Raw genomic sequence first — 11,965 nt, forward strand, 5'->3', positions numbered from 1 at the left:
CCCGCTTCCCCGCGCAACTGCAGACAACCCTCGTGCAATGCCCAGTAACCGTGCATGCGCCCCGCCGACAGCTGGCCGCCGTAGGTGTTGAGGGGAAGGTCCCCGTCGCGGGCGATCCGAGCGCCACCTTCCACGAACGGCCCGGCCTCCCCGTCACCGCAGACCCCGAGGGCCTCCAGCCACGCCAGGGTGAGATAGGTGAAGCCGTCGTACAACTCGGCGACCTTGAGGTCGGCCGGCTTCAGGTCCGTGCGCGACCACATCTGCGCCGTCGCGTCCGACATCGCCATCTTCGGGTAGTCGTCGCGGTGGAACCAGCCCCCGGCGCCGTCGGACCCGCCGATCGCCTCCACCGCCACCGCGCGATGGGGGCAATCCCGGGTGTAATCCGTGTGCGAGACCACCACCGCAATCGAGCCGTCGATCGGGACATCGCAGTCCAGCAGGCCGAACGGGGTGGAGACCGGCCGCGCGCTCAGGTAGTCGGCCATCGTCATCGGGTCGCGATACACGGCGCGCGGATTCAGGGCGGCGTTGCGCCTGCCGTTCAGGGCGACCCAGCCCAGCTGTTGCTTGGTGGTCCCATACAACTCCATGTGGCGCCGGCAGTTCAGCGCCAGCCAATTCGCGGCGGAATAGGCGTTGGCCGCGACCAGGTCGTTGACGTCGTCCATCGCGCCCACGGCGGGCCGTTCCGCACCCTCCGGCGTCTCGAACATCCGGGCCAGCGGCGGCGCGGGCGCGTTCTCCTGCGGCTTCACCGGGACGGTGCCGCCGAGCATTTGGATGGTCCGGTACACCACCACGTGCCGGGCGCGACGTTCGGCGACCGCGCGGCACGCCGACATCACCGGGCTGAGCAAGCCGCCGGTGCCGAAGCCGGATCCGCAATCGGCCGCTTCGATCCGCAGTTGGGCGTTGACCTCTGCGGCGGGGGTGTCGCCCAGCGTCGCGATGCCGTCGATGTCGGCGGGGGCCAAGCCGGCGTCTTCGATGGCGGACCGCACCGCCTCCATGGTCAGGTCCACGCCCGCGATGCCGGTGCGCCGGCCGATCCGAGAGATGCCGATGCCGGACAGGATCGCGTCCTTCTCGAAATGCGTCATGCACACCGCCCGTCAGACCATCGAATCAATTGAGTGTACTGTATTCGTCGTGCCGGACGAGCCGCTGCTCATCGAATACTGCGAGGACTGCGCGCGCTGGGTGCATCCGCCTGCCGGCGAATGCCGCACGTGCAAAGCCCCGCTGGTCGCCCGGCCCGTCTCCGGGCGTGGCACCGTGTTCACCTTTACGGTGAACCACCACCCGTACAACCCGGAGATCCCGGTTCCGTACGTGATCGCCATCGTCGAACTCGCCGAACAAGAGGGCCTGCGGGTGGCCGCCAATGTCGTTGACTGCGAACCCGATTCGGTCACGTGCGGTATGCCCGTCGCGATCCGGCCGGACAGGGGCAGCGGCGGGGCTCCGCTGTTCGCACCCACCTGAGCGGAGCAGCTAGTTGATCAGCGGGTCGCGCGGCATGCCGAGGATCCGCTCGGCGATCTGATTGCGGGTGACTTCCGAGGTGCCGCCGGCGATCGCCATGCCGCGTGCGCCCATCGCCAGCCTGCCCACCACCGCACCGGGGCCATCCATGAGTGCGACCTCCGGGCCGGCCAGCACCGCCCAGATCGCGGCCCCGTCGACCATGTGCTCGGCCAGCTTCAGCTTGGTGATGTTGCCTTCCGGGCCGGGCCCGGCCCCCTCGACGCTGCGGGCCGCGCGACGCAGGTTCAGCAGCCGCAGCGCATGGTCGTCGGCGAGGAAGGATCCGATCCGGACCGGCGCTCCCGCCAGGCGGTCCGACTGCTGCGCGAGCTGGACCAGGGTGGGCGCCAATCCCTCGTAGAACGACCCGCTGCCGCCGATGCTGACCCGCTCGTTGCCGAGCGTCGCCCGGGCGACGGTCCAGCCGGAGTTGGGCGCCCCGACGACGTCCTCGTCGGGGACGAAGACGTCGTTGAAGAAGACCTCGTTGAACTCCGAGCCGCCGGTGATCTGCCGCAGCGGGCGCACCTCGACGCCCGGGCCCTTCATGTCGATGATGACGGTGGTGATGCCGGCGTGCTTGGGGGCGTCCGGATCGGTGCGCACGGTGGCCAGGCCGCGCGCGCAGTACTGCGCGCCGCTGGTCCAGACCTTCTGCCCGTTGATCTTCCAGCCGCCGTCCACCCGGGTGGCGCGGGTCTTGACGGACGCCGCGTCGGAGCCGGCCTCGGGCTCGGAGAACAGCTGGCACCAGATCTCTTCCTGGCGCAGCGCCTTCTCCACGAATCTTTCGATCTGCCAATCGGTTCCGTGCTGGATCAGGGTGAGGATCACCCAGCCGGTGATCGAGTAGTCGGGGCGCTTGATGCCGGCCGCGCGGAATTCCTCCTCGATGACCAGCTGCTCCACCGCGTCGGCGGCGCGACCCCAGGGCTTCGGCCAGTGCGGCATGACGTAGCCCGTCTCGATCAGCTTGTCGCGCTGAGCCGCTTTGTCCAGGGCGGCGATCTCGGCGGCGTCGGCGTGGATCCGGGTGCGCAGCTCCTCGGCTTCGGCAGGCAGGTCCAGGCTGTTCTCCCGTTTGGCGCCTGCGGCGGTGCGCTCGAAGACATCCCGGGCCGGCGCGTCACCGCCGAACAGCGCCGCAACCACCAGCGCGCGGCGCAGGTGCAGATGCGCGTCGTGCTCCCAGGTGAAGCCGATGCCGCCGTGCACCTGGATGTTCAGCTCGGCGTTGCGCGCATAGGCGGGGAACGCCAGGGCCGCCGCCACCGCGGCGGCGAGCCGGAACTGGTCCTCGTCCTCGGACGCCGCCCGCGAGGCGTCCCACACCGCGGCGACGCCCGATTCGGCCGCCACCAGCATGTTGGCGCAATGATGCTTCACCGCTTGGAATGTCGCGATGGTGCGCCCGAATTGCTGCCGCACCTTGGCATAGTCCACGGCGGCGTCGACGCAGTCCGCCGCGCCGCCCACCGCCTCGGCGGCCAACAACGTCCGGGCCCGGGCCAGCGCGGAAGCCCGCCCGCCGGTCAGGATGTCGTCGGCGCCGACGTTGACGTTCTCCAGGCGCACGCGTCCGGAACGCCGGGTCGGGTCGAAGTTGTTCGGCACCTCGACCGATACGCCGGCACGGTCACGCTCCAACAGCAGCACGTCCTCGCCCGCGGCGATCAGCAACAGCTCGGCCAGCCCGGCGCCCAGCACGATCCCGGCGTCACCGTCGGCGACGCCGTTCTTGAGGCGCACCTCCCCGTCCAGACCGATTCCAGCGGTGACGGTCCCGTCGATCAAGCCGGGCAGCAGCCGCGACTTCTGTTCGGCGCTGCCATCTTTGGCGATCACCGCCGACGCGATCACGGTCGGCACGAACGGCCCCGGCGCTACGGCCCGGCCGAGTTCTTCGACCACCACCACGAGTTCGGGCAGCCCGAAGCCGGATCCGCCGTGCTCTTCGTCGATGTGCAGGCCGAGCCAGCCCAGCTCGACCAGGTTCTGCCAGAACGCCGGCCGGGATTCCTCCGCGGCGTCGAGCAGCGAACGCGCCGCCCAACGGGCCTTCTGCGAGGTCAGGAACGCGCGGGCGACCCCGGCGAGTTCGCGGTGGTCGTCGGTCAGTGCGATACCCATGAGGGGCCCTCCTCGCTACCGGCTGGGTAGCCTGCCCCGCTTCGAGGGGAAGCGGGGCGGCTGCCTAAAGAGTGTACTTAATGCGGGGAGGGCGACCCGTGGGGGTGGCTACTTGGGCGCGAAGCGCTGGCCCGCGTCCAGCCGAAGGCACTGGCCGTTGAGCATCGGGTTCTCGACGATCGCCGCAACCAGCTTGGCGTACTCGATCGGCCGGCCGAGGCGCTTGGGGAAGGCGGCGTCCTTGGTGAGCGCCGACGCGAATTCGTCCGGAATCCCCTGCGTCAAACCGGTGGCGAACAGGCTCGGCGCGATCGCCAGCACCCGGATGCCCAGCGAGCCCAGGTCCCGGGCCATGGTCAGGCACATGCCGGCGACGCCGGCCTTGGCGGCGGTGTAGGCGACCTGCCCGATCTGCCCCTCGAACGCCGCGATCGACGCGGTGTTGATGATGACGCCGCGCTCCTCGTCCTCCGGCTCGTTCTTGGCCATGTGCGCGGCCGCGAGCCGGCTGATGTTGAAGGTGGCGATCAGGTTGAGGTCGATCACGGACTGGAAGGACTCGAGGTCGTGGGGACCGGACTTGGTCATCGTCCGCTTGGCGATGCCGCCACCCGCGGTGGTGATGATGACATGCAGGCCGCCCAGTTTGTCGACCGCGGTCTGCAGCGTCTCCTCGGTGCCCTTGAAGTCGGTGACGTCGACCGGATAGAACGCGCCGCCGACGGCCTCGGCCACGGTCTTGCCGTCGGAACCCTCACGGTCCAGGATGGCGACCTCCGCCCCGCGCTCGGCCAGCAGCTCAGCGGAGGCGCGACCCATTCCCGACGCGCCGCCGATGACGACGACCTTCTTCCCGTTGATCTCCATCCGGACCCTTCCTTTCGGGTTGTCAGATCCCTAGTAATCTGTAACGTTACGTAGGCACGCTAGCGTGTGCGCCGCCGAGGGTTGACCCCGCCTTGTTCGAGACCCGTGCCAAGCTGATTTCGTGCTCCTCCTCGACGTGGCGACGACCTCACTTGACGTAGGCGGCACGTCGTCACGGCTGAGCAAGGTCGCCCACATCGCCGACCTGTTGCGCCGCGCCGCGGCCGACCCCGACGAAGTCGCCATCGTCGTCTCCTGGCTCTCGGGTGAGTTGCGCCAGCGCCAGATCGGGGTCGGCTGGGCAGCGCTGCGGTCACGGCCGCCCCCGGCGCCGCATCCGGCGTTGACCGTCGCCGCGGTGGACGCCAGTTTCTCCGAGATCGGGGCGGTGTCGGGCAAGGGATCGCAGGCGCGCCGCGCGCAGCTCATCACCGGCTTGTTCGCCGCCTCGACCGACATCGAGCAGACCTTCCTGCTGCGGCTGCTCGGCGGGGAGCTGCGCCAGGGGGCGCTGGCCGGGATCATGGCCGACGCGGTGGCCAAGGCCGCCGGCCTCCCCGTCGCGGCGGTACAGCGCGCGGCGATGCTCGGCGGGGACCTGCCCGGCGTCGCGGCGGCCGCCATGGGCGGCGGCGCCCGGGCGCTCGAGGCGTTCGCCCTGCGCGTCGGACGGCCGGTCGGCCCGATGCTGGCGCAGACCGCGACCGGGGTGGCCGATGCGCTGGAACGCCACGGCGGCACAACGATTTTCGAGGCCAAGCTGGACGGCGCCCGGGTACAGATTCACCGGTCCGGCGACCAGGTCACCGTCTACACCCGAAGCCTCGACGACGTCACCGCCCGGCTGCCCGAGGTGGTGGAGGCGACGCTGGCGCTGCCGGTGCGCGACCTCATCGCCGACGGCGAGGCGATCGCGCTGCGGGCCGACAACTCACCGCACCGCTTCCAGGTCACCGCGTCACGGTTCGGCCGATCGGTCGACGTCGCTGAAGCCCGTGCGGCCCAACCTCTTTCGGTGTTCTTCTTCGATATCCTGCACCGCGACGGCGAGGACCTGCTCGACGCGCCGACCACCGAGCGGCTGGCCGCCCTGGACGCGCTGGTGCCGGCCGCGCAGCGGGTCGATCGGCTCGCCACCACAGACGACGACGAGGCGGCCCGGTTCCTGGAGGCGACGCTCGCCGCCGGTCACGAGGGCGTCATGGCCAAGGCGCCGCAGGCGCCGTATCAGGCAGGCCGCCGCGGCGCGGGCTGGCTCAAGGTCAAGCCGGTGCACACGCTGGACCTGGTGGTGTTGGCGGTGGAGTGGGGATCGGGGCGCCGACGCGGCAAGCTCTCCAACATCCACCTGGGGGCGCGCGACCCCGCCACCGCCGAATTCGTGATGGTGGGAAAGACTTTCAAGGGCATGACCGACGCCATGCTGGACTGGCAGACGGCCCGGTTCAGCGAACTCGCCGTCGGCGGGACCGACGGTTACGTCGTGCGGCTGCGGCCCGAGCAGGTGGTCGAGGTGGCCCTGGACGGGGTCCAGAAATCCTCGCGCTACCCCGGCGGTGTGGCGCTGCGGTTCGCCCGTGTGCTGCGTTACCGCGACGACAAGAGCCCGTCCGAGGCCGACACCATCGATACCGTGCGGGCGCTGTACTGACAAACCGAGCGCTGCCGGTTTCGCGCGCGTAGGGTTTCGGCCGTGGCAGTGAAAGTGCACGACAAAGACGTCCGCTACATCCACACCGACGAACAACTGCCGCCCGTCGCGATCGTCGACCGCTCCCCCATCACCCTGCGGCACAAGGTCATGTTCGCGGTCATCGCCGTCGTCGGTGCCGTCGCGTGGGCGATCATCGCGTTCGCGCGCGGCGAGACGGTGAACGCGGTCTGGTTCGTGGTCGCGGCGATCTGCACCTACATCATCGGGTTCCGGTTCTATGCCCGGCTGATCGAGATGAAGATCGTTCGCCCGCGCGACGACCACGCCACCCCGGCCGAGGTGCTAGACGACGGCACCGACTACGTGCCCACCGACCGGCGGGTGCTGTTCGGGCACCATTTCGCCGCCATCGCCGGGGCCGGCCCCCTCGTCGGTCCGGTGCTGGCGACACAGATGGGCTACCTGCCCGGCACCATCTGGATCATCCTCGGCGCGGTGCTCGGCGGCTGCGTGCAGGACTACCTGGTGCTGTGGATCTCCACCCGGCGGCGGGGCCGTTCCCTGGGCCAGATGGCCCGCGACGAACTGGGCGCGGTCGGTGGTGCGGCCGCGCTGGCCGGGGTGCTGGTGATCATGGTGATCCTGATCGCGGTGCTGGCCCTGATCGTGGTCAAGGCCCTGGCCGAAAGCCCGTGGGGCGTGTTCTCCATCGCCATGACCATCCCCATTGCGCTGTTCATGGGAATCTACCTGCGCTTCCTGCGGCCCGGGCGGGTGACGGAGGTGTCGGTGATCGGCTTCGCGCTGCTGCTCGCGGCGGTGGGGTCCGGCAATTGGGTTGCCGAAACCCGTTGGGGTGCATCGCTGTTCACGCTCTCGCCAGTCACGTTGTGCTGGTGCCTCATCGGCTACGGCTTCGCCGCTTCGGTGCTGCCGGTGTGGTTGCTGCTGGCACCGCGCGACTACCTGTCCACCTTCATGAAGGTCGGCGCCATCGCCCTGCTCGCGGTCGGCATCTTCATCGCGCGGCCGGTCATGCAGGCACCCGCGATCTCGCAGTTCGCCACCAAGGGCAACGGTCCGGTGTTCGCCGGCTCGCTATTCCCTTTCCTGTTCATCACGATCGCGTGCGGCGCGCTGTCGGGATTCCATTCGCTGATCTCCTCCGGGACAACCCCGAAGCTGCTGGAGAAAGAAGGCCAGATGCGGCTGATCGGCTACGGCGGCATGATCACCGAGTCGTTCGTCGCCGTGATGGCGCTGATCACCGCGTCGATCATCAACCAGCACCTGTACTTCACGATCAACGCGCCTGCCGCGCAGACCGGCGCCACCGCGGCCCGCGCCGCGGATTACGTCAACTCACTCGGGCTGGCCGGCGCCCCGGCGACGGCCGACCAGATCAGCCAGGCCGCCGCCGGCGTCGGCGAGAAGTCCATCGTGTCGCGCACCGGCGGGGCACCCACGCTCGCCTGGGGCATGTCCGAGGTGCTGCAGCGCGTGTTCGGCGGCGCCGGACTCAAATCCTTTTGGTACCACTTCGCGATCATGTTCGAGGCGCTGTTCATCCTGACCACCCTCGACGCGGGCACCCGGGTCAACCGATTCATGCTCTCCGACACGCTCGGCAACATCGGTGGCCCGATGGCCAGGCTGCGCAACCCCAGCTGGCGACCCGGCGTGTGGATCTGCAGCCTGGCGGTGGTCGCCGCCTGGGGCAGCACACTGCTGATGGGCGTGACCGATCCGCTGGGCGGCATCAACACCCTCTTCCCGCTGTTCGGCATCGCCAACCAGCTGCTGGCCGGCATCGCGCTGACCGTCATCACCGTCGTCGTCATCAAGAAGGGGCTGCTGCGGTGGGCCTGGATCCCCGGGTTGCCCCTGCTGTGGGATCTGGCCGTAACGCTGACCGCGTCGTGGCAGAAGATCTTCTCCGGAGATCCCGCCGTCGGCTACTGGACTCAGCACGGCCAGTTCGTGGCGGCCAAGCGCGCCGGCAAGACCGCCTTCGGTGCGGCCAAGAATCCCCATCAAATCGACGAGGTCATCAGGAACACCTTCATCCAGGGCACCCTGTCCATCGTCTTCGCGCTGGTGGTCCTCATCGTCTTTGCCGCCGGAGTTGTGGTCGCCGCCAGGGCAATTCGTGGCGGCGGTAGGCCGCTGACCGAGGAGGATCCGGTGCCCTCGAAGCGGTTCGCGCCGTCCGGCCTGGTTCCCACCGCCGCTGAGCGCGCGTTGCAAAGACGATGGGACGCGCCGGGCAAAAAGGTCGTGTCGAACTCCCCCGCGCGGTCCTAAACTTGCGCGATGAGAGTCGGCATCGACTTTGGCACCACTCACACCGTCGTCGCGGCCGTCGACCGAGGCAACTATCCCGTCATCTCGTTTGACGGCCTCGACGCGTGGCCGTCGATCGTCGCGGCCAACGCGGCCGGGGAGCTGCGCTTCGGCGCGGACGCGGCCGCGGTCCGGCACGACGCGGGATGGTCGGTGCTGCGGTCGTTCAAACGCCTGCTCAACGAGGCCGGACCGCAGACAGAGGTGAGCCTGGCCGGCCGCACCCACCGCCTGGCCGATTTGCTCACCGGATTTCTGGCCCAGCTGAAGAGCGACCTCGTGCGTCGCTCCAACGCCAGCCTCACCGCGGGGGAAACCATCGAGGCCGCGATCAGCGTGCCGGCCAACGCCTCGAGCGCCCAACGCCTGTTGACACTGGACGCGTTCGTGGCGGCGGGCTTCCACGTCGCCGCGCTGCTCAACGAGCCGTCGGCCGCCAGCCTCGAATACGCGCACCGCTACCGGTCCACGATCACCGCCAAGCGGGAGTACGTCCTCATCTACGACCTCGGCGGGGGCACCTTCGACGCCTCGTTGCTCAAGATGACCGGGCACGCGAACGAGGTCGTCATCAGTGAGGGCATCCAGCGCCTCGGCGGCGACGACTTCGACGACGCGATCGTCGAGCTCGTCCTGGACCGCTCCCAACTGTCCGGGGTGGACGCGGCGGCCCGCGACCTGCTGCGGGAGGAGTGCGCCGCCCGCAAGGAGGCCGTGGGTCCACAGACGCGCCGCTTCCTGGTCGACCTCACCGGGGTCGGCGGGGCGGACCGGCCCCCGTTCTCCTGCCCCGTTGACGACGTCTATTCGGTGTGCGCACCGCTGGTCGACAAGACGATGGCGTTGCTCGACCGCGTGCTGCACAATCCGGCCGGCGCCGGCCGGGACGTGACGTGGTCGGAGGTCGCCGGCATCTACGTCGTCGGCGGCGCAGGCAGCTTCCCGCTGGTCTCCCGGATGCTGCGCACCACCTTCGGCGACAAGCGGGTCAAACGCTCGCCGCACCCCTTCGCGGCCACGGCGATCGGCCTGGCGGTCTTCCTCGACAAGGAGTCCGATTTCGCGCTGTCCGAACGCTTCTCGCGCAACTTCGGGGTCTTTCGCGAGGCCGAGGCCGGCGCGGGCGTGGTCTTCGACCCGATCGTGTGCAAGGACGTCTCCCTGCCGGCCGACGGGCACACCCCGCTGGTGGTGAAGCGGTCCTATCGTGCGGCCCACAACATCGGCCACTTCCGGTTCGTGGAATGCAGCCGCCTGGTCAACGGCCGGCCCGACGGCGACGTGACGCCCTACGACCCGGTGCTCTTCCCCTTCGACCCGGCGCTGCATGATCGCGACGACCTCGGGCGTCAGCCGGTGGGCCGGTGGCGGGACGGGCCCGACGTCGAGGAGCGCTACGTCATCGCCCCCAGCGGCGCGGTGGAAGTCACCCTGACCACGCAGCCGGCCGGGTTCAAGCGCACCTTCCGCCTGGAGCGCCGCGCCGCCGCGAGCGCTTGACGCGCCGATGGAACTTTATGACGTCATGAGAACGACGTTCGCGGCGCGGGAATTCACCGGCGACCCGGTGCCCGACGAGGTGCTGGCGCGCATTTTCGACAACGCCCGGTTCGCCCCGAGCGGCGGCAACCGGCAGGGCGCCCACATCACCGTCGTGCGCGACCCGGACGCCCGGCGCCGGCTGGCCGAGCTGGGCAAGGCCGCCGCCCGTCGCTACTTCGCCCAGCTGCAGGCGGGCGAAAACCCATGGAATTCAATCCATCCCAGCCGTGTGCCGCAGGACATCATCGACAGCACGGAAATCCCCGCCACGTTCGTCGCGCCGATCGTGAACGCGCCTGTCGTGCTTGTGTTTTCGGTCGATTTGACGGTGGTGGCGGCCGTGGATCAGGATCTGGGCCGCGTCGGCCTGGCCGGCGGCGCCTCCGTATATCCACTGGTGTGGAACGTCCTGCTGGCCGCCCGCAACGAGGGTTACGGCGGGACGATCACGACGATGGCCGTCGCCGCCGAGGAGGGAGTCCGCGAACTGCTGGGCATCCCTGATCGGCACGCGGTCGTCGCGGTGGTGCCGCTCGGCAAACCCATCCGGCAGCTGAGGAAGTTGCGCCGCCGGGCGGTCGCGGAGCTCGTCACCCGTGACCGCTTCGACGGTCCGGCATTCGACGGCTAGGGGGCCTGTCGCGGGACGGTGTCGTGCTCAGCCGATGACATCGGCATAGATGTCCAGGAGCCGGAACCTCGTCGCATCGAGATACTGTCCGAGGACCGCGATCACGCGCTTCTGCAGCTCGTACCCCAGTTCGTGGTCCTCTTCGCACTTGCCGCGCAGGCAGTTGCCGTCGAACCCGATGGCGCGCGTCGACTCGACGGCGCGCGCGTCGAACCGCGAGTTGTATGGCGGCACCAGCCACGACCAGCCAAGGATGTCTCCAGCTTGCAGCGTCTGCACCGTCAAGCCGCCCCGGCCCGGAACGGGGGTTTCGAGCGCGATCCGGCCGGCGCGGATCAGGTAGAAGTGATCGGCCGGGTAGCCCTCGCGGAAGATCAACTCACCTGCGGCGAAGCGCAGGTTCGCCGCGCACCCGACCGCCAACTGCAGATAGCGCGGGTCCATCCCGCCGAAGAACGGGTGGCGGGACAGAACGCCTTCTAGCGTCCTCACTGCCAATTTCCTTCACCGGTACCGATCGATTACTCAAGACGGACGATAGTTGATTGTGACGGCCCCGTCCCGCGATCGACGAGAAGAAATTGCCTGCCGAAAGCCACCGCCGCCGGGCGGGCCACCCTCGTACGATGCTTTCGTGACCGCCGCGGCTTCCCCGCGAGGCAAGTTAGCCGACGCGAGCGAACCGGCCGTATCGACGGCGGCGCGACGAGTGACCTGACGCCAACCACTGCCGTAGTCTGACAACGCGTTTCACGCCTAGATGTTGGGTTTCGGCGAGAAGGAGCCATCCCGCATGTCCACCTGGTTGATCACCGGATGCTCGACCGGACTCGGTCGTGCGCTTGCCGAAGCCGCCATCGGGGCCGGCCACAACGCGGTCGTCACGGCGCGCGACGTCGCGAAGGTCGCCGACCTGGCGTCCGGCGCGCCGGATCGGGTGCTCGCGGCCGCCCTCGATGTCACCAACCCCGCGCAGGTCGTCTCGGCCGTGCGGCAGGCCCACGAGCGGTTCGGCCGCATCGACGTATTGGTGAACAACGCCGGTTACGGTTACCGCGCCGCGATCGAGGAGGGCGACGACGCCGATGTGCGCACCCTGTTCGAGACGCACTTCTTCGGCACGGTCTCGATGATCAAAGCGGTGCTGCCCGGCATGCGGGCCCGTCGCAGTGGGGCGATCGTCAACATCTCCTCGATCGGCGCAACGGTGACCCCGGTGGGCTCCGGCTACTACGCGGCGGCCAAGGCCGCCATCGAAGGGATGA

The 11,965-nt window shown here is 69.4% G+C and carries 10 protein-coding genes; 6 read left to right on the plus strand and 4 right to left on the minus strand.

What is annotated here, in order from left to right; all coding sequences use genetic code 11:
- A partial coding sequence (locus tag A5704_RS11360; protein ID WP_067889058.1) for a thiolase family protein occupies positions 1 to 1,106 on the minus strand: 1,106 nt, incomplete at its 3' end.
- Between the two features lie 49 nt (positions 1,107 to 1,155).
- Here A5704_RS11360 and A5704_RS11365 point away from each other — a divergent pair.
- On the plus strand, positions 1,156 to 1,491 hold the full coding sequence (locus A5704_RS11365) for a Zn-ribbon domain-containing OB-fold protein (RefSeq protein ID WP_067756617.1): 336 nt from the start codon (positions 1,156 to 1,158) through the stop codon (positions 1,489 to 1,491).
- A gap of 9 nt (positions 1,492 to 1,500) precedes the next feature.
- Here the strand turns inward: A5704_RS11365 and A5704_RS11370 are convergent, their stop codons facing one another.
- Both A5704_RS11370 and A5704_RS11375 read right to left on the minus strand, forming a co-directional pair.
- Positions 1,501 to 3,663, minus strand: coding sequence for an acyl-CoA dehydrogenase (locus A5704_RS11370; RefSeq protein WP_067756620.1), 2,163 nt, complete (start codon positions 3,661 to 3,663; stop codon positions 1,501 to 1,503).
- 108 nt (positions 3,664 to 3,771) lie between these two features.
- Positions 3,772 to 4,530, minus strand: coding sequence for an SDR family NAD(P)-dependent oxidoreductase (locus tag A5704_RS11375; protein ID WP_067756623.1), 759 nt, complete (start codon positions 4,528 to 4,530; stop codon positions 3,772 to 3,774).
- Positions 4,531 to 4,651: 121 nt separating this feature from the next.
- Between A5704_RS11375 and A5704_RS11380 the strand changes: the two genes are divergently transcribed.
- From A5704_RS11380 to A5704_RS11395, 4 genes are read left to right on the plus strand one after another with little or no spacing between them, the layout of a single operon-like run.
- Complete coding sequence (locus A5704_RS11380) at positions 4,652 to 6,181, plus strand: ATP-dependent DNA ligase (protein WP_067756626.1); 1,530 nt, start codon at positions 4,652 to 4,654, stop codon at positions 6,179 to 6,181.
- A gap of 42 nt (positions 6,182 to 6,223) precedes the next feature.
- Positions 6,224 to 8,488 (plus strand): carbon starvation CstA family protein, encoded by a 2,265-nt coding sequence (locus A5704_RS11385; protein ID WP_067782810.1) that lies wholly within the window; start codon positions 6,224 to 6,226, stop codon positions 8,486 to 8,488.
- Between the two features lie 9 nt (positions 8,489 to 8,497).
- On the plus strand, positions 8,498 to 10,027 hold the full coding sequence (locus A5704_RS11390; RefSeq protein ID WP_067782807.1) for an Hsp70 family protein: 1,530 nt from the start codon (positions 8,498 to 8,500) through the stop codon (positions 10,025 to 10,027).
- 7 nt (positions 10,028 to 10,034) lie between these two features.
- Positions 10,035 to 10,700, plus strand: coding sequence for a nitroreductase family protein (locus A5704_RS11395; protein ID WP_067889061.1), 666 nt, complete (start codon positions 10,035 to 10,037; stop codon positions 10,698 to 10,700).
- A gap of 27 nt (positions 10,701 to 10,727) precedes the next feature.
- On the opposite strand, the gene A5704_RS11400 is transcribed toward A5704_RS11395, so the two are convergent.
- On the minus strand, positions 10,728 to 11,192 hold the full coding sequence (locus A5704_RS11400) for a cyclic nucleotide-binding domain-containing protein (RefSeq protein ID WP_067753241.1): 465 nt from the start codon (positions 11,190 to 11,192) through the stop codon (positions 10,728 to 10,730).
- Between the two features lie 301 nt (positions 11,193 to 11,493).
- On the opposite strand from A5704_RS11400, the gene A5704_RS11405 reads away from it, so the two are divergent.
- On the plus strand, positions 11,494 to 11,965 hold a 472-nt coding region (locus A5704_RS11405), incomplete at its 3' end, for an SDR family NAD(P)-dependent oxidoreductase (RefSeq protein ID WP_156737661.1).

The sequence above is a fragment of the Mycobacterium sp. E735 genome (assembly GCF_001666955.1).
Lineage (GTDB): Bacteria > Actinomycetota > Actinomycetes > Mycobacteriales > Mycobacteriaceae > Mycobacterium.